This is a genomic window from Butyrivibrio sp. AE3003 (assembly GCF_000686065.1).
GTDB lineage: Bacteria > Bacillota > Clostridia > Lachnospirales > Lachnospiraceae > Butyrivibrio > Butyrivibrio hungatei_A.
In genome coordinates, this window is the sequence record NZ_JMLX01000001.1 from 1,549,864 (window position 1) to 1,567,962 (window position 18,099).

The following is an 18,099-nucleotide window of genomic DNA, read 5'->3' on the forward strand; positions in this document are numbered from 1 at the left end:
TTGCGCTATTACTACAATATATTCAACAGTCCGTCTCTGTCAACTGCTGCCATAAGTCTTTTTACCTTTTCATATTTTTCAACATATTCATCGGGAATCTTATATTCACCAAGCATGTTCATAATGTCATCCGCGCTGTCAAAATACGATCCCGATACAAATTCTTTTATCGCCGAAAAAGCATCTGTAAGCTCCGATTCAGGTATTACAGGCTTATCCGAATCTCCTTCATTTTCTTCGCCCACAACAACAGACAATTTGTTGATATAACTTCTGTAAAGCTCAAGAAGTTCCGGTGTCTTCTCCTCAATTTCCGACTTATTCTTCTCTTCCGCACACTTTTCAAGATGCCCCGCCATTTCTGAAAGTTCCAATGCGCCTATTGCCTTTGCGGAGCTCTTAAGCCCATGCACATAGATCATATAATTCTTAATATCATCTTTTGCATACTTTTCTATAAGATCTGCTCTCTCCTTGATGGAAAGCCAGAAGTCCTGCATGACATCAACCACAACTTTTGAAGATCCGCAACGCTCTATGGCACTCTTAACATCAATACCCTGTACCTTCATAAGTTTAAGCGCTGTCTCGTCTTCTTTTTTCGCATCTCCTTTTTCTGCCTCAACAAAATCATCGTCTCCCGGTATGGAAACTTTATACGAAGGAAGATAACTAAGTATCATCTCTTCAAGTTTTGGCGGCGAAACAGGCTTTGAGAGGTAATTGGTAAAGCCTTCCCTAAAGTACATCTCTCTGGATCCCGAAACCGCATTTGCCGTAAGCGCCACAACAGGCGTCTTCTTATTTAGATTATTTGCCATTCCCTTCATCATATGAAGCGTCTGGATGCCGTCCAGCTCAGGCATCCTGTGATCGAGGAAAATGATATCGTAGTTATTTTCAGTCACAAGCTCAAGAGCTTTCCTTCCACTAAGCGCCGTATCCACAGTAATAAGCGTCTTTTTCAAAAGACCTTGTATCACCGCAAGATTTGTGCTTATATCATCAACAACAAGAATCTTTGCCTTGGGCGCATGAAAGCTTTCCTTGTACTCTTTCTTGTTTACTTTGCTCTGCCTGTAATCCTTGGCAAATTCGCCAAGCGGCTCCCTGTCCACAACAGTCTGTACTATTTCAAAAGAAAACTCGGAGCCCTTTCCGTATTCACTCTTTACGTTAAGCTTTGAACCCATGAGTCCCAAAAGATTTGTAACAATGCTGATTCCAAGCCCCGTTCCCTCAATGGTTTTGTTTCTCTTTTCATCCACTCTCTCAAAAGCAAGTGTGAGCTTATCGATGTCCTCATCCTTTATTCCGATTCCGGTATCGGTTATGCGGACTCCCAGGATAATCTTTTCATCAAACATATCCTCGTAAGCCAGAGAATCATAATCTTTCTTATAGATCTCCATGGCAACGGAACCGACATCCGTGTATTTCACCGCATTCGTAAGCAGATTCATGATACACTGCTTTATCCTTGTCTCGTCGCCGTACAGAACATGCGGTATATCATCGGAAATGTTCGTGATAAACTCAAGTCCTTTTTCATAGATCTTAGCATCTATCATATTTATGAGGTCGTTTATCATCGATCCAAGCTCATACTCACCGGGGATAATCTCCATCTTTCCCGCTTCTATCTTGGAGAAATCAAGAATATCATTGATAAGAGCCAAAAGAGTTTTTCCCGAGCTCTGAATATCCATCGCATAGCTTAAGATATCCTCATCCTTACATTCTCTGAGTATCATTTCATCAAAGCCAAGAACAGCATTTATAGGCGTTCTGATCTCATGTGACATATTGGAAAGAAATCTCGACTTGGCTTCGTTCGAGCTCTTTTCCACCCTGAGCTGGTCTTCTATAAGCTGCCTGCTCTTTACAAGTTCAATGTATTCCATAAATCTGTAAAAAGTAAGATCTATAGCATGATACAGGTCTTCTATCTCATCGTTGGTATCTATCCTAAGTCTGTGAACCTCCTCCACACTGGCATTTATGTCCGTTTCCTGCGAATTGTAAATATCGGTCACGGCATTCGACAAAATCCTTATGGGCTCGGCAATCCTATACTGTGCATAGTTGTTGACAAAAATAGCCATCGGCGTAATTATGATCGATATAAGCATCGCCATCTCAATTCCGCCCCGAAACGTCATATCTGCGTACAACTCTCTCGACGCGATCTCCGCTATAATCCCAAGTAAAATTGCCTCAAAGACAATTACCCTCATTACGACATTTCCAATCCTGGACTTGCCTTCGACCATGTATCTGTCATCTTCATCAAGTCTTGTGGTGTCCACATAGTACATTCCGCTTCCAAACATCAATTTGATATCATCCGGCAATTTTTTAAAAACAAAATATATGAAAAAACATGTAAACAGACATCCCGGTGCTTCTCTTAAGAACAGTGGAATAAGCCTGCCCGGATCAAAACCTGCCAAACCGGCACCATTAAGCACGAGCTTACAAAAGCCCCACAGGTCACCCAGGATAAACTGTAAGATCATAGAAGAAAGTATTACTTTAAAAAAATTTTTGAAAAAAACCGATTCTTGTAAGAACATTAACGGCACAAGCGATCAGCAGATATGCAAAAGCATGATACATGATTGATCCTTGCAAAAAAGAACCAAAGAAAAAAATAAGAACCAGACTCAGCATCCCGGGAATGATGCCACAAAACGCCGTAACAATCATTATCGGAATATACTTAACAGTCCTCAATACAGAATCCGGCTCTACGCGTCTCAATAAATCAGCGAAGATCAGAGTGAGGACAGATGCTACAAGTACAAGCGTCAGATCTACCCGGTTTCTTTTGGTGGAAAAAACAAAATACTTACTTCTTCTCATAAGATCACCTGTAAACAGCTGTTACATGCAAGTACAAAGCATATACATTATTGAAGTGCCCAAAGGTCATTCATGTATGATTCACATGCGTTAATACGTATATATTTTATCATATACTTATATTCGAAAGACATACTAAAATAGATAATTCCATCAAAAAAGAGTTGCTTATCTTACAACTCTCTTCCTAAATTGACTCTGAAATCACTCCACAATGTGCAGTGCCCAATAATTGTTTTTATGATTTATGAGGACTGGTGCGGATACAAAGGCTTCGTCGCCGACATAGCACCTGTCTTTCTCTTTATCGAATGTATACTTTCTACCCTCAGAATCGTGCTCATTTATGTAATCAAGCGCCTGCTCCAAGGTTTCGTCATTTTTGCAAAGATGTATATTCATTTCGTCACACTTTTCCTCTCAATATGTATTGTAGGTTTTTGTGCCATTTATCAAATCTGCATTTTCTCAGATCTTTGAGCGTCCAACCAGCATACTTGCCGCAAATCTCTCAATAAATGCATTGCATGAGGGATAATACAGATGCGGAAAGCCGGCAAAAAGATTTCCTTTTATCTGTATGCCTTCCCATGAGCGGTTGCGCGTGCCCTTGGTTATTATACAGGTATCTCCGTTATCTGTCGTGTCATAGTAGTGGAACTCGTGACCGTTTATACATTCAAACGGTTTGAGGTATGTATTCTCTTTTGCGGCAGCTATGGTGACATATCCAAATCTGACGAGTTTCCCTGTCATAAACGCTCTTCCGGGAATTGCCCCGACCATTTTATAAATATTTCCGTCCTTATCCTCAAGTTCCTCCTGAAGATACATAAATCCGCCACACTCTGCAATGATCGGCACATTATTGTCTGCAGCTTTCTTTATATCTTCAAGCATCGAAGTGTTTTCCGAGAGCTGCGCCGCATGAAGTTCAGGATAACCGCCTCCGAAAATATATCCGTCTGCTTTTGGAAGTCTCTTATCATGAAGTGGGGAAAAGAACTCCAGCTCCAATCCCATATCTCTCATAAGATCGAAGTTATCTTCATAATAAAAACAAAATGCCTCGTCCTTTGCAACGGCAACTTTAAGAGGGCCGCCCTCTGTAGGCTCTGCGCAGAGCGGAAGTGCAAAACTTGTTTGAAGAGTTCTGAAGCTTTCAGCCTTGTTTGCGATATCCACAAGCTTTTCAAAATCAAGTGTCTCTTCAAGCTTATCGGCAACTGCATCTATTTTTTCCAAAATATCGGGAATCTCATTTGGAAGAACAAGCCCCAGATGCCTGCTGTCTATATCGGCATCCTCGATGTGAGGAATATATCCGACAACCGGAATATGAACCTCCTCTTCAATGAGAAGCGATATGTCTTTTGCAACCATCGGAGATATATTATTAAGTATAATTCCCTTAATTGGATTGTTAATTCTTCCGACATAATCAAAGAATCCCTGTACCACGGGAATTATGGACATACTCATGCCTTTTGCATTTACAACAAGTATAACGGGTGTCTCTGTTTCCTTACTGATATCATAACTTGAGCCGTCTGTTCCGGACGTACTTATGCCGTCATAAAAGCCCATAACTCCTTCAATAACGCCAAAATCTCTTCCTTCACTTCCTCTGTCAAGTGTACGTCTGATACCATCTTTTCCGGCCATAAATATATCGAGATTTCGAGACGGAACATCTAGAACCGTCTTGTGAAAAATCGGATCTATATAATCGGGACCGCACTTAAATACAGCGGGATTATATCCTCTTCTTTTGAGAATTCTGAGAAGCGCACATGTTACGATTGTCTTACCACTGCCGCTTCCCGTTCCTGAAATCATCACTCTTGGAAAATTGTTTGTCATAGAAACCCCTTGTTGTAATTTTGTTATATACTTAGATTTTTATATACAAGAATGTTGCTAACTCTATGATACAACATATCCGTACTTTTGGAAGCGTTTTTTAAATTATTTTTTAACTCTGTTCATTAATACACAACAAAACGGTCAATAAATCAGATATTTGTTAATTATCACTAATTTGCGATCATGATATAAAAAGCATGAGTTCTATGATATATAATTCAGAAATACTTTTTATCCGAAACTACATACCTGATTCAAATTATATGTTACTATGGTGTGAGTATGAATCTTACGACAATACCGATGATATCGGCATAAAAAAGAGAGGTACGTTCAATGAATACACTCACTGACAGAATCAAGCTAAATAACGGAACATCTATACCTTGTCTTGCCTTTGGCACATACAAGATAAAAGATCCCGCAGAAGCTTATAACTCTGTAAAATCCGCACTTGAGATCGGCTACCGTCACATCGATACAGCCGCTTTTTACGAGAATGAAAAGCAGGTCGGACAGGCAATAAACGACTTTATCGCAACAGGTGCCGCAAAAAGAGAAGACATCTTTGTTACCAGCAAAGTCTGGAAGTCAGAACTTGGCTACAAAAAGACTCTTGCTGCTTTTGAAAAGACTATGAGCGAGATCGGTCTTGATTATCTTGACCTCTATCTCATTCACTGGCCCGCATCATATGCATTTGACGATGACTGGGAAAACACAAACCGTGAGACATGGAAGGCGATGATAGAGATATACAAGTCAGGAAGAGTAAAAGCAATCGGCGTTTCAAACTTCCTTACTCATCACCTCAAGGCGCTCATGGAATTTGACATCATCCCCGCAGTCGACCAGATTGAGATAAATCCCGGTTTCCTCCAGAAAGATACAGTAGATTTCTGTCAGGAACACGGCATCCTCGTAGAGGCCTGGAGCCCGCTCGGAAGAGGTAAATCCCTTGAGCATCCGCTTCTTAAGGACCTTGCGGAAAAATATGACCGCACCGTTGCTCAGATCATCCTTCGCTGGGAAATGCAGCACGACGTTGTTCCTCTCCCCAAGTCCGTCAATCCCGAAAGAATCCGCTCCAACTCTGAGCTGTTTGACTTCGAACTTTCAGAAGACGACATGGAGATGATCGACGAGATCGAGCCTTACGGCAATTCCGGCCACTCACCGGATCAGGCGTGATTAACGCGGAATCCAGTGCAAGATGCCGCAACTATCCTACTTCTTAACCATCCTATGATTTGACTATTAAGAATTCTTTGTTATAATAGAACTTAGGCAAAGAAACGAGATAATTTATCTTAACAAGCTAACACAAAAAAGCTAGGAGCTGCAACTCCTAGCTTTTTCTATGCCATTTCGTGCAAGGCGGCTTATACCTCAGGCTCATTGCCATCGTCATCTCTATCGAGCCATTTGCAAATATATATTTTTCTTTATCTCTTATAACACATTATCTTGATTATATTGTCACTATATACACCGGGTTGATTGCATCGGCCATGTGATATTCGCCAACTTTCCTATATCTGCTTGCGCTGACTTGAACAATGTCAGGCTCTGCAAATTCTCCCTCTTTAATAACGGTAAGAACTTCCGTAAGTGTCTCGAGTGTGACACAGTTTATCACAATTCGAATATTCTTATTCATCTTCTTCAGAATCTCAATGATAACCCGCATATTTCCGCCGCTTCCGCCAATGAACGCATGTGTAGGGACACAAACGCCCCCCGGCAATCCGGAAGTCAGCACCTCTGAAGCTTCGCCCTTTATCACAGTAATATTATCCGCACAGAACTTCTCTTTGTTCTTCTTGATAAGTTCAACCGCCTCGTCGTTTCGCTCTATCGCACAGACTTTGATATCAGGGTGCAAAAGAGCTGCTTCAACAGATACGGAACCTGTCCCCGCGCCGATATCATAGAGCACGGAATCCGCAGAAAGTCCCAGCTTTCTGATAGATATCGCCCTTATCTCCTCTTTGGTCATCGGAGTCTTGCCTCTGACAAACTCATCGTCAGATATTCCTCTTATTACCGGCATTTCGCCCGCACGTTTATTCTCAACATACATTAAACACTTCCCCTTTTCATCAGGTGAAAAAAATTTATCTCCAAGCTCACCTTCCGACACTTCAAAAATCCGCTCCAAAGCTGTTCCGAGTTCATATCCGATCACAATTCTAAGATCTCCGCATCCGCCGAAATCTTCAGCTTTTACGCTATCGTTCCTGCCATAATCATTTATTTTCGCTACCGCAAACGCAGTTCTCGCAATATCGCCCGCATGCGCACAGCTTGAAGGAAGAATGATAAGTCTCTTAGCCTCCGCAATATATCCCGCAACATTGCACTCTCTTCCATGAGCGCTCACTATACTGCAGTCTTCCAGCCCAAGTCCCAATCTGTTTGCAAAAAGAGCCACCGAAGAAATCCCTGATATCTTATGAACTCCATATCCTGCGTTTTTCAAAAACCTTCGCCGCATTCTTGGCTCCGCTGCAAAGGCATATATCTCCCGAGAAAAGAGCCAGCGGCTTCTTGTAGTTAGGATATTCATTCAAAAACTCAAGAATATCTTTTCCCATATAAAGAGGAACAAATTCAGCTTTAATCCTGTTCTTATCAACTCTTTCAAGGATGCTCTTCGCTCCAAAAATCACATCCGCGTTCTCAAGTGCAGTTTCAAGCTCTCTCGTGTAATATCTCGCATCACCCGGGCCGATTCCCGCAAGTATGATGCTCTTTCCTATATTATCCTTAACTTCGTTTAAGCTGTTACTCTCTTTGACGATTTCGCCGGATTTAACACGCTTCTTGTCAACTCCAAGTTTTTCCAACACTTCCGGCAGACTGTACCCTTTAGCATATTCACCGGCATTGCTTCCTGAGCCTTCAAGTCTGCTCTCGGGGCTCTCTATCATAACAACCTTAATCCCGCACTCACTCGCCGCAAGAAGCTTCTCATCAAGCCCGCCCGTAGCGCCGCTCTCCTTCGTAAGAATCACAGAAGCGCCAATCTCATTTATAAGTGCAACATTCATATCTTTGGAAAAAGGCCCCTGCATAGCAATAATCTGCTTTCCGCGAAGCCCCGCTTCTTCGCACTTTGTGATACTCTCGATATTCGGAAGAACTCTTGCGTACACTCTTGTCTTATCGGAAATCTCGGCCATAATTGTCTTAAGATCTTTGCTTCCCGTCAAAAGAAGCATGTTGCCGCTTATCTTTTCAAGTTCCTTTGCCGCGCTCATGGCCGAATCACAAATTACAATCTGAATACTTTCATTAACCACATCCGCATTCCATAACATCATGCGCTTTCGACAATTACTCTCAATTTCTTTATCAAAACCACATTCGTTGGAAACAGTCATAAGCTCAATCTTCGCACCTGTATCTCTAAGGAGCCTCAAATACTCGACTCCGGTCTTTTCACATGCCTTCTTAATCTCAGCCGAAACAAGCGTAGCAAAAGGATGCGTAGCATCAACGCACACCGTAAAGCCCTCGGTAGCCATAAGTTCCGCCATTTCATCCGCGTTCTTTCTTCCGACAATGACATTTTTCTCTCCAAAAGAATCCTCAATTTCCTTGCCATAATCAGTCGCAACACTCACCAAGTGCTGTACGCCCGCCGCAGAAAGCGCAGCCGCAAGCTCTCTTCCTTCAGTTGTTCCTCCGAAAATAAGAACCTCATCTCTCACTTCTGTATCCTCTTAAAGTAACCATGTGCTCGGCAATATCCCTTGTTGAAGAATTCCCGATAAAAATCGTCGAGAACATATCCACCTCAGCACCTTTTAATTCACCCAAAGTCATAACCTTACAATATTCGCCGTCTCTTCCGATGTTTCCTGCAATTCCGCAAACCCGCTCGGGTGGCAGGTTCTCCATCAGAATCTCGCAGGCATGGGCAAGATACCCTTTCCTACCCTTACTCTGAGGATTGTAGATCACAATCACCATATCCGCCAAAGCCGCAGCACGAAGCCTCTTCTCGATCAGTTCCATCGGCGTAAGCCTGTCGCTCATACTTATCAGGCAAAAATCATGTATAAGCGGGGCCCCAAGAAGTGCCGCTCCGCTGATTGCCGCCGTAACGCCCGGAACAACTTCCGTATCAACGTTATCGAAATTAACCGCCTCTTCATAGCAAAGCCCGGCCATTCCGTAAACTCCTGCATCTCCGCTACATACAAGCGCTACCTTAAATCCTTCCGCCGCCTTCTCGTAAGCAAGTCTGACTCTCTTTTCCTCACCCATCATTGGCGTTGAGATATATTCTTTATCAGGAAAAAAAGGTCTGACAAGATCGCAGTACACAGTATATCCTGCGATTACATCGCACGCCTTAAGCGTCTCTGCCGCCTTAACCGTCATATTCTCATAATTTCCGGGTCCTATTCCGACAACCGAGACTTTTCCACAACTTCTATCACTTACAGTCTCTCCGCCAACGCATGCAAAATCCATATCAACACTCTCTGCACTTCCGTCACACTCCGTGCCCTGAGACGTTACATTGCCATTTCCCATCACACCTGCCGCAAAAGTCATCCCGTCAAAGCGTTCTTTCTTAACAAGAATCTTCTTGCAACCACAGGCAACGACCGCTCTCTCGCAGACATTATCCGTCCCCGTTATACTCTTTACAAACTCAGAAGCCGTAAACTCCCCTTCCTGCGCCATCAGGACATCCGAAGAAAAAAACTTAAACTCTGCTCCAAGTTCTTTTGACAGACCTATAAGACCTTCTTCCTCTTTCTTAATATCCGCGGAAGCAAGCACACTTACCGCCCTCTTATCTATGTTGTGCTCCGAAAGCTTATCCTCAACAAAAGCCAGCAGCTTCTCATAAGGCGTCCCCTTCTTGCAGCCGACGCCGATTACAATACACCTAGGAATCAGGTTTAGCACTCCGCTCTCAGACTTATCCTTGCGAAAAGAAATTGTAAAACATGCTTTGTCTCTTTCAATATTGCTCTCTTTAACAGCATTCTTACCCGCTATATTTTCAGCGCATTTACAATCTGCATCTACTTTGATATCAGTGCATTTAACCTCACTGCCACAACTCTCTCCAGCTGCCAATCGCCTGACTACATTCGCATATCCCGCATCAACATCATAAGAAGGCATCCCCGCAAGCTCTTTATCCACCTCATACACAGCCTCTTTCTCCTCAAGAAGCCTTGCCGTAAACTCCTTCGCCTTCTTCATATCGGAAATCACAAATCCGTTCTCGGAAGCAAAAACATCAACCGCAAATTCTCCGGAAACGTCAGACGCCGTAGTAACAACCAGATTCGCACCAAGAAGCTCCGCAATCCGCTTTGCATCTCTCACACCGCCTCCGATATGTCCGGACAAAAGAGGTATCACATTCTTTCCCGCTTCATCTATAACAATGACCGCAGGATCCTTCGTTTTATCTTCAATATAAGACGCTATCGCCCTTACCGCGATTCCGGCAGCACCTATGAATATGAGAACATTTCCCTGATGAAAGTTTTCTTTAACAAAGCCATCTAATGTAAAGCCCTCATCTATGCCTTTCACGACAGCATTTTCTCTGCCAAAACTTTTCTTATATCGTTCTCCTTTGCCAAGTCCACTGTCATCACAGCCTCGTTCAAACTCTCCACCCGAAACAAGGAAAAGCACTCTTTCCGCAAGCTCTTTTCCCCTTGAAGTGAAACTTATGATCTTATAATTCTTATATTCTGCCTTTTCCATAAATCTTTTCATACATTTCATCCGTAAGTGAAAACAAATCCTTGATAAGCCCGTCTTCCATGACTTCTAAAGGTGTCTTGCACAGCGTCTTTCCATCATCATATACAAGAAGAAGCCTGTCAGAAACAGAAACAGCAAGCTCAAGCTCGTGAATCGACATAACTATCGTCACACCTTTTTTCGCAAGACCTTCCAGAACTTCCATTAGTTCCATCCTGTACCTGATGTCCAGATAGGATGTGGGTTCATCCATTACAAGATACTCGGGAGACTGCGCTATTGCCCTTGCAATAAGCGTCCGCTGCTTCTGCCCGTCGCTTAAGTTATTAAACTGCTTGTCCGCAAAGCCCTCGATTTTCATAAGAGCTATCGCATCTTCCGCAGCCTGCCTGTCCTCTTTTCCAAGAACTCCAAATCCGTCCGTATAAGGAAGGCGCCCCGCCATCACAACCTCTCTGCAAGTCATATGCTCGGGCTTTATCCTGTCCGTCGTAACTATGGACAGTTTCTTTGCAAGCTCTTTAAGCGTCATCTTGGACACATCTGCGCCGCCAATAAATACCGCTCCCGCAACAGGCGTAAGTTCCCTGTAAAGAGTCTTTAAAAGAGTGGACTTCCCCGCACCGTTCGGTCCTATGAAGGAGATTATCTCTCCTTTTTTTATTTCAAGATTAACTCCCGGAACAACCGCCTTTCCGCGATATCCCGCAGATAAATCCTCTATTTTCACCTTGTCTTACCTCTTTTTATTATCATGAAAATAACTATCGGCGCCCCAAAAAGTGAAGTCACCGCAGAAATATTGATCTCAGTAGGAGCAAAAAGCATCCTTGCAAGAAGGTCGCTTATCATGCAAAAAACCGCTCCCGACAGGAAAGACGCCGGAATCAGAATTATCGGCTTCGACGACTTCAGAACCTCTCTCATAAGGAAAGGCACAGCAATTCCGATAAACGAAACAGGCCCCACAAATGCCGTAACACACGCCGACAGAACACTTGAAAGCACGATAAGGAGCACTCTGCACAGCTTCACATTTATTCCAACGCTCGCAGCGTAAACTTCTCCAAGTCTGAACGCATCAAGCACTTTGCTCATAAGCATGACCGCCACAAGAACAATTGCCACAATCACCGCAGAAAACCAAGCCGCACTCATCGATGCTCCTGAAAAGCTTCCCTGCGACCAGCTGTGAAGATTGACAATATCCGAATCTTCCGCAAAAGTGACAAGAAAATCCGTCACAGCGCTGCATATGTAGCCTATCATTATTCCAGCCGCAAGAAGCGCCGCCATGTTCCGTACTCTCTTGGAAATAAGAATGATAAATCCCGTAGCCGCCATCGCTCCGATAAAAGCAGTCATCACAAGCATCAGATTCGATGTATAACCCGTTCCCGATGTTATGAATATCAGGCTCATCGCAACCGCCATCTTTGCTCCCGACGAAATCCCCAGAATGTACGGGCCTGCGATCGGGTTGGCGAAATATGTCTGCAAAAGAAATCCGGATACCGCAAGAGCACCTCCAAGAACAAGCGTCATTACAGTCCTGGGAAGCCTGATACTTGCTATTATATTCCTGTTCTTAATGCCTCCTCCGCCCGCAAACAATATCCTCATCACTTCATCAAGACTTATCCTGACATTTCCGATAATAATATTTGCAAAAAAAGCTGAGACCAAAAGAACAATCAGCAGCGCAAAAACCACTGCCACTCTTTTATTTCCGTTCTTAGTCATTTATATTTCTGCCTTTTCTAAAGCCCGTAGTAAAATCAGGCGAATACAGCTTTGATTTCTCATAATCCGCCTGTTTAACGCTGTTTCCGACTATGATAAGCGCCGTTTTATTTATACCGTTTTCCGCCGCAACCTTCGGAAGATTCTCAACATCCGTAATGAACTTCTTCTCATCATCCCAGGTTGCCTTATATACAATCGCCGCAGGAGTATCTTTTGCCACTCCCGCCTCCGTAAGTCTCCTGCTCAGAGCCTCGGTATCTCCCGCTGATAAAAAGAAAACCATCGTTGCCCCGTGTTTTGAAAGTTCCTCTACGGACTCTCTCTCCGGCACGGGAGTTCTCTTTTCCATCCTGGTGATGATGACACTCTGCGTTACGCCGGGCAAAGTGTACTCCATATTAAGAGCTGCCGCAGCCCCGCAAAAAGAGCTGACCCCCGGCGTCACATCATACTCAAAACCAAGCTTATCAAGCTCATCCATCTGTTCTCTGATAGCGCCATAGATGCTGGGATCCCCCGTATGAAGTCTCACCGTCATCTTTCCCTCTTCTTCAGCTTTCTTTACTATTTCTATGACCTGTTCAAGATCAAGCTTTGCGCTGTCATGTATCTCACAGCCGTCTTTTGCATACTTAAGAAGCTCAGGATTTACAAGTGATCCCGCATATATTATGACGTCCGCTTTTTCCAAAAGTTCTTTTCCCCTGACCGTTATAAGATCCACCGCTCCGGGACCGGCGCCTACAAAATGTACCATTAAATCGTCCTTTCCAGATATTCATGGGCTTTCTGAGTACATACAAGTTCCGTATATTCGTTGGAAAAAACTATCACCTCAACTTTAAGCGTTCCCTCTGCCCATTTTTCCATATTTTCTTTTATAAGGCTCGCCATCTTAGGAAAAACCTTGCAAGACACCCCCGCTTCCGTGATTATTCTGACGGCTTCATCCGTCATAACACACTCGGAGAGCTTTTCTTTTAACTCATCAAATTCTTTTCCTTCAGAGAACATCCCTGTGATATCAGTCAGTATCTCCATTCTGTGGTCGCCGTATCTTGAGTGGGTGTTCTTAATCCCGCCTGCTACCTTAACAAGCTTTCCGATGTGCCCCGCAAAGACCATCTCGGAAAAGCCCTCTTCCTTCGCTATCATAACAGAGTCGTAAACAAAGTTCGAAGTCATAACGGCGATATCCTTATCTATCCCGCACTTCTTACTAAGGAAGGTTATTCCGTAATTACCGGGCGCAGCCAAAAGAACTTGTCGTCCTTCGGCCTTTCTTACTTTAACCTCGGTTCTTATCGTATCAACTATCGCCTTCTCGCTCATGGGCTCAACTATGCCCGTCGTTCCAAGAATTGATATGCCGCCGACTATTCCAAGCTTAGGATTAAAAGTCTTCTCTGCGATCTTCTCTCCGCCCGGAACGCTCACTATAACTTCAAGCCCCGTGTTCTCTGCATTTCTGTCCTTAAGAACTTCGTTTAGATTCTCTTCTATCATTTTTCTCGGAACAGAATTTATCGCAGCTTCTCCTATTGACTGATCAAGGCCGGGCTTTGTCACACGCCCCACGCCTTTGCCGCCGTCTATAACTATTCCGGGAGTGTCTTTGATTCTCACGCTGACTTCAATATAAGCTCCGGTAGTAACATCGGGATCGTCTCCACCGTCCTTAATGACAGAACAGGTCACTTTTTTCCCGCTCTCATCACGCACGACATTGACTATCTCCGCATAGTACGGTATTCCCTTGGGAGTCATTATATTCACATACTCAATATCCTTAACTCTGTTATCTGCGACAGGTCCGTGATCTGAATCAAGCTCTACTTCCGCCTTCGAAACCTCAACCGAGTCCAGCAACATCATAAGCGCAGCCTTTGCCGCTGCCGCCGCACAGCTCCCCGTCGTAAAGCCGCTCCTTAGTTCCATATGCCCATTTTCCTCCGATGCTCTGTCACAGTTGTAAATAAACAGAATTTACCCCCGTATACTGCACAATCTGATTATAGATGATCAAAACAACACACTCGTCCATATGACAAAAACAGCGTCAACGATACAATTTATACAAAAGCGAATTGCATATCGCCGCCGCAACACCGCTTCCGCCCTTACGTCCTCTGTTAACTATATAAGGAACGTCTTTGTCATTATTTATTATAAGTTCTTTTGCCTCAACAACGTTTACAAAACCGACCGGAACGCCTATTATAAGTTCCGGCCTGTAGCCCTCATCCATGAGTTCTTTTAGCTTGATAAGTGCCGTCGGAGCATTTCCTATAGCGTAAATTATCGGAACGCCGAGCTTTGCCGCCTTTTCCATGCTGACATATGCTCTTGTAACATTTCGCTCTTTGGCTTCCTTGGCAACTTCTTCATCTGCCATGAAGCAATGAACTTCTCCGCCGAATCTTGCGAGAGTTTTTTTGCTGATTCCCGAAAGTGCCATATTCGTATCGGTCACAATATGTGCGCCATTCTTAATGGCTTCAAGGCCCTTTTCCACCGCGCCTTCCGAGAACATCATGGTATCCGCATACTCAAAATCTGCCGTGGTATGAATCACCCTTATCACGGTAGCTTCTGTATCATCCGGAAGCGTCTTTCCCATTTGTGTGAGTTCTTGTTTTATTATGCCAAGACTTGTTTTTTCTATATCGGAAGGAAGAATGTGCTTAATTTCCATCTGTTTTCCTCATTTTAATACTGCTGTAATTTCATTTAAGATGTCATACATTCTTGAACATGAAGTTCAAGAATGCATCAACCAAGCCAATTTGAATCGACTTCGTCGATAGGGCTTGGCTGACTCCTGATTCATGTTCTCACGAAATCCGCAGCTGGTGCGGATTTCTGTAATTTCATTTAAGATGTCATGACTATTTAAGCTTATGAAAAAATCCCGTATCATCGCTTTTACCTGAGAGCACCCCTCCGAGGTCACTTATTATATCACCGGTTTTATTTGCAAACTGATACAGTGATTTGTCTGTATACCAGACATCGCCGTTCTTTACTGCTTTCATATCATTAAAGATCACATCGGTTTGCTTAAGTTCGGCAAGATCTGCGGGCGCATCCTCAATGGCAGCGTTATATATGAGAATATCAACATCTCTTGCATAGTCATAATATGCCTCAGTACTTACGCTAAGATATGACGAATTACCTTCTTTGCCGGTTTGTGGCGGAGCAACATAGACGCCACCTGCCTTTTCAACCATCTTTGCAAAATAGTCGTCTTTCCCTCTCGTAAATATCAGATGTTCAGAATTCACGGAGAAAAAAGATACTGTTTTGCCCGAAAAATCAATATCATCAAGCGATGTAACTTTTACAATCTGCTCTGCAAAAGCCTGCTCCGCCTCTTTTTCTTTTCCCGTCAAAAGTCCGTAAATCTTTATCCACTCGCATCTGCCTACAGGATCCTGTTCATAACTCGATCTGTCGATAAAAACAGGGATTTCAAGCTGTTCGAGCTTCTCAATAACCTTTGGAGAATGAAGGATCATCGTCGACTCGATCGCAAGATCGATATCATCAGACACCATCATTTCATAGTTAGGCGCACTGTACTTTCCGCCGTATTTAAGTGTTCCTTCATCCATCATCTTTACGGCAGAATCTATGTACCAGTCGTCACGCTCAATACCTGAAAGGGCGATATTCTCTGTAGCTCCTATCGTATCAAACTGACACATTGCTCCCGATGCGGCAAGATAAATCTTATCAAGCGGCTGCTGTAAGATTTTCATATCTTTTTCTTCTACTTTTGGGATTTCTTTTCCGTCAGGTACTATAAGATAATTTCTTCCGTCATCTATACTTATAACCGCGTAGCCGCCTGAATATCTGTGTATCCTGTAGCACTTTGCGAAGTTGTTATCATCGGTTGATTCATATGTAAGACCTGCTATCACAGGTGGTTTTTCAAGTTCAATTTCTGTTTTAAGCTTTACTTTCGTTTCTTTTGCAGATTCATCTTCGATCTTTGCATCATCTTTGGAATCGGAAACAGAAAAAATAAGTGTGTAATCAATAAGATGTGGCTTACTCATGGCTGTCGTATCAGCCTGAACATCCATCTTTTTATCAAGGACTATCGGAATCTCAAATTCAGAATTCCCATCTGTATTTACTTTATCATATCTTTGCCCGTCTACGATCATGTAGTCGTAATTTGAGCTACTCCAAACAATCCTTGCCGTAAGTTTGCCTTTTTTTGCAGTTACAGTGCAAGGACTTTCTATAGTTGCTTTTCCGCTTCCTCCCGTAAGAGTAACAGATGCGGCATATTCCCCATCTGAAATATTGCCGCATCCGATTACACTTATGGTGAAAAACAGAAGAAACATAATACCTTTTATATAATTATTCAGTATATTTTTCTGTCTGTTCATTGTGGTTTTCATTTATTTGATAACAGCACCTGTGTGCTCAACATAGAGTTTCTGAACATCTGCGATTCTTCCGAGACCGCTTATCTGGCACTCAACACTGTCAAATGCACCCGTTGCCTTAAATCCGCTCTTCCAGGAATCGGCATCATCTCCGGCCATATCGTTGTTTGCGTGATCTCCTGCAACAACCATAAGGGGACGAAGAACTACTTTCTTATATCCAGCTGCCTTAACCTTCTCAATAACCTTGCTAAGCTCAGTCTCTTCAGGCTCGCCTTCTACCGTTCCGATGAATACATTCTTGTATCCAAGCTTATCCATCTGTGTCTGCATCTGGCTGTAAGTTACATTTGCTGTGTGTGATGTCCCATGTCCCATAAGAACAAATGCTGTGCCGTCCTTATCAGCAGCTTCGATGCTGTCAAACTTTGCTGTCTTAACCGCTTCTGCAACAACTGCCTTTGCTACAGTTTCTTTATCCTTATTGATAACCGAAGCATCTTTCCCAACTTCGCCAAGAAGAGGCTCTGCTACCGCCACCTTAGTAAATTTACTCTCATATTTCTTAAGCGCATCCATAAGTTCGTCATACTCCGCACCGTGCATAAGGTGTGTAGGCTGAACGATAAGCTCTTTTACGCCGTTATTTACCGCTCTCTCAAGCGCCTGATCCACGTTGTCGATAGCTTCATTGTCTCTTGCAAGAACGTGGTTGATAATAATCTGTGCTGTGAAAGCTCTTCTTACCGCATAATCAGGATAAGCTGCTGCAAGAGCCTTCTCTACTCCACTTATATCCTCAACCCTGCTTTCGTTAAAAGAAGTTCCAAAACTTACTACAAGAATCTCTTTATCCCCAATCTTATCGGCATTGAGGGCATCATCCTTGGATGCATCGCCTGTATCTCTTCCAAAGTAATCAGGATCTGCTTCTTCACCTTCAACAAGCTCCTTCTGACTGTCTGTAAGCGCATCCCATGCTTTCTTTGCTTCGGCGCACTGTTCATCAGTCTTATCCGTACGCTCCTGAACATAGATAGCATCGATCAGCTTTGCAACGTTGTCTGCTGCTGCCTGATCTTCATCCGAAGCTTCGGGCTTAACATCAGAAACAGAAACCTTATGGTCGTACCATTTTTCCTTTTTTCCAATAAGTGCCACATCAAACTCCTCATCGATTGCAGGAACAGGAATATCGAAGCCATTAACTTCTTCTGTTGTTCCATCTTCATAAGTTACTGTATCATTTGTTGGCTGAAGGAGCTCTGCTCCCTCCTTCTGCGCATCCTCTGCACTTCCGCAGAACAGATTTAAAATACCCTTTGATGCAAGTGATACGTGGATTGTCATCTTACCGTCTTTAACGGTAAGTGTTCCTTTTCCGTCATTTGCTTCATTTACATGGAACATTGAGCTGTCTGTGTTAAAAGAAGCTGTGTAGACTCCGTCTGCAAGCTCTCCGTTT

The 18,099-nt window shown here is 43.4% G+C and carries 15 protein-coding genes and 1 pseudogene; 1 reads left to right on the forward strand and 15 read right to left on the reverse strand.

What is annotated here, in order from left to right:
• Window positions 1-11: 11 nt before the first annotated feature.
• From CD00_RS17595 to CD00_RS17600, 4 genes are all read right to left on the reverse strand, one after another.
• Window positions 12-2,519, reverse strand: a complete 2,508-nt coding sequence (locus CD00_RS17595) for a response regulator (RefSeq protein ID WP_185750409.1) — start codon at window positions 2,517-2,519, stop codon at window positions 12-14.
• A 16-nt stretch (window positions 2,520-2,535) separates the two neighbouring features.
• Window positions 2,536-2,865, reverse strand: a complete 330-nt coding sequence (locus CD00_RS0107425) for a hypothetical protein (protein WP_026655398.1) — start codon at window positions 2,863-2,865, stop codon at window positions 2,536-2,538.
• Between the two features lie 204 nt (window positions 2,866-3,069).
• Window positions 3,070-3,267 carry a hypothetical protein gene (locus CD00_RS0107430; RefSeq protein WP_026655399.1) on the reverse strand — a complete coding sequence of 66 codons (198 nt, stop codon included), beginning with the start codon at window positions 3,265-3,267 and terminating at the stop codon, window positions 3,070-3,072.
• A gap of 66 nt (window positions 3,268-3,333) precedes the next feature.
• Window positions 3,334-4,728, reverse strand: a complete 1,395-nt coding sequence (locus tag CD00_RS17600; RefSeq protein ID WP_051594118.1) for a cobyrinate a,c-diamide synthase — start codon at window positions 4,726-4,728, stop codon at window positions 3,334-3,336.
• 339 nt (window positions 4,729-5,067) lie between these two features.
• Here CD00_RS17600 and CD00_RS0107440 point away from each other — a divergent pair, with 339 nt between their 5' ends.
• Window positions 5,068-5,922, forward strand: a complete 855-nt coding sequence (locus tag CD00_RS0107440) for an aldo/keto reductase (RefSeq protein WP_026655400.1) — start codon at window positions 5,068-5,070, stop codon at window positions 5,920-5,922.
• A 280-nt stretch (window positions 5,923-6,202) separates the two neighbouring features.
• On the opposite strand, the gene cbiT is transcribed toward CD00_RS0107440, so the two are convergent.
• The 11 genes and pseudogenes from cbiT to CD00_RS17615 form a co-directional block, all read right to left on the reverse strand.
• Window positions 6,203-7,228, reverse strand: coding sequence for a precorrin-6Y C5,15-methyltransferase (decarboxylating) subunit CbiT (gene cbiT / locus CD00_RS0107445; RefSeq protein WP_185750410.1), 1,026 nt, complete (start codon window positions 7,226-7,228; stop codon window positions 6,203-6,205).
• Entirely contained in the window at window positions 7,185-8,447 is a 1,263-nt protein-coding gene (locus CD00_RS0107450) for a precorrin-6A/cobalt-precorrin-6A reductase (RefSeq protein ID WP_026655403.1), read from the reverse strand. The genes cbiT and CD00_RS0107450 overlap by 44 nt, the downstream gene beginning before the upstream one ends.
• Window positions 8,437-9,216, reverse strand: a complete 780-nt coding sequence (gene cobJ, locus CD00_RS21365; RefSeq protein ID WP_051594283.1) for a precorrin-3B C(17)-methyltransferase — start codon at window positions 9,214-9,216, stop codon at window positions 8,437-8,439. The genes CD00_RS0107450 and cobJ overlap by 11 nt, the downstream gene beginning before the upstream one ends.
• 81 nt (window positions 9,217-9,297) lie before the next feature.
• Window positions 9,298-10,500: pseudogene (locus CD00_RS21370) on the reverse strand (cobalt-precorrin 5A hydrolase); the annotation flags it as partial.
• Complete coding sequence (locus CD00_RS17605) at window positions 10,460-11,209, reverse strand: ABC transporter ATP-binding protein (protein ID WP_051594119.1); 750 nt, start codon at window positions 11,207-11,209, stop codon at window positions 10,460-10,462. The pseudogene CD00_RS21370 and the gene CD00_RS17605, both read right to left, overlap by 41 nt.
• On the reverse strand, window positions 11,206-12,222 hold the full coding sequence (locus tag CD00_RS0107465) for a FecCD family ABC transporter permease (RefSeq protein WP_026655405.1): 1,017 nt from the start codon (window positions 12,220-12,222) through the stop codon (window positions 11,206-11,208). Before CD00_RS0107465 ends, CD00_RS17605 begins: the two co-directional genes overlap by 4 nt.
• Window positions 12,215-12,982, reverse strand: coding sequence for a precorrin-4 C(11)-methyltransferase (gene cobM / locus CD00_RS0107470; protein ID WP_026655406.1), 768 nt, complete (start codon window positions 12,980-12,982; stop codon window positions 12,215-12,217). The genes CD00_RS0107465 and cobM overlap by 8 nt, the downstream gene beginning before the upstream one ends.
• Window positions 12,982-14,163 carry a cobalt-precorrin-5B (C(1))-methyltransferase CbiD gene (cbiD, locus tag CD00_RS0107475; RefSeq protein WP_026655407.1) on the reverse strand — a complete coding sequence of 394 codons (1,182 nt, stop codon included), beginning with the start codon at window positions 14,161-14,163 and terminating at the stop codon, window positions 12,982-12,984. The genes cobM and cbiD overlap by 1 nt, the downstream gene beginning before the upstream one ends.
• A gap of 121 nt (window positions 14,164-14,284) precedes the next feature.
• On the reverse strand, window positions 14,285-14,920 hold the full coding sequence (locus CD00_RS0107480) for a precorrin-8X methylmutase (protein ID WP_026655409.1): 636 nt from the start codon (window positions 14,918-14,920) through the stop codon (window positions 14,285-14,287).
• 193 nt (window positions 14,921-15,113) lie between these two features.
• Window positions 15,114-16,589, reverse strand: a complete 1,476-nt coding sequence (locus CD00_RS17610) for an ABC transporter substrate-binding protein (protein WP_207640462.1) — start codon at window positions 16,587-16,589, stop codon at window positions 15,114-15,116.
• 57 nt (window positions 16,590-16,646) lie between these two features.
• The gene (locus CD00_RS17615; RefSeq protein ID WP_442856191.1) at window positions 16,647-17,786 is read right to left on the reverse strand and encodes a sirohydrochlorin cobaltochelatase; all 1,140 of its coding nucleotides are present in this window, start codon (window positions 17,784-17,786) and stop codon (window positions 16,647-16,649) included.
• Between the last annotated feature and the right edge of the window lie 313 nt (window positions 17,787-18,099).

Excerpts from the sequence above, each read along its gene's own strand:
- CD00_RS17595 (WP_185750409.1), bottom strand. The coding sequence starts at position 2,519 with ATGATCTTACAGTTTATCCTGGGTGACCTGTGGGGCTTTTGTAAGCTC.
- CD00_RS0107425 (WP_026655398.1), bottom strand. The coding sequence starts at position 2,865 with ATGAGAAGAAGTAAGTATTTTGTTTTTTCCACCAAAAGAAACCGGGTA.
- CD00_RS0107430 (WP_026655399.1), bottom strand. The coding sequence starts at position 3,267 with ATGAATATACATCTTTGCAAAAATGACGAAACCTTGGAGCAGGCGCTT.
- CD00_RS17600 (WP_051594118.1), bottom strand. The coding sequence starts at position 4,728 with ATGACAAACAATTTTCCAAGAGTGATGATTTCAGGAACGGGAAGCGGC.
- CD00_RS0107440 (WP_026655400.1), top strand. The coding sequence starts at position 5,068 with ATGAATACACTCACTGACAGAATCAAGCTAAATAACGGAACATCTATA.
- cbiT (WP_185750410.1), bottom strand. The coding sequence starts at position 7,228 with ATGCGGCGAAGGTTTTTGAAAAACGCAGGATATGGAGTTCATAAGATA.
- cobJ (WP_051594283.1), bottom strand. The coding sequence starts at position 9,216 with ATGGATTTTGCATGCGTTGGCGGAGAGACTGTAAGTGATAGAAGTTGT.
- CD00_RS0107465 (WP_026655405.1), bottom strand. The coding sequence starts at position 12,222 with ATGACTAAGAACGGAAATAAAAGAGTGGCAGTGGTTTTTGCGCTGCTG.
- cobM (WP_026655406.1), bottom strand. The coding sequence starts at position 12,982 with ATGGTACATTTTGTAGGCGCCGGTCCCGGAGCGGTGGATCTTATAACG.
- cbiD (WP_026655407.1), bottom strand. The coding sequence starts at position 14,163 with ATGGAACTAAGGAGCGGCTTTACGACGGGGAGCTGTGCGGCGGCAGCG.
- CD00_RS0107480 (WP_026655409.1), bottom strand. The coding sequence starts at position 14,920 with ATGGAAATTAAGCACATTCTTCCTTCCGATATAGAAAAAACAAGTCTT.
- CD00_RS17610 (WP_207640462.1), bottom strand. The coding sequence starts at position 16,589 with ATGTTTCTTCTGTTTTTCACCATAAGTGTAATCGGATGCGGCAATATT.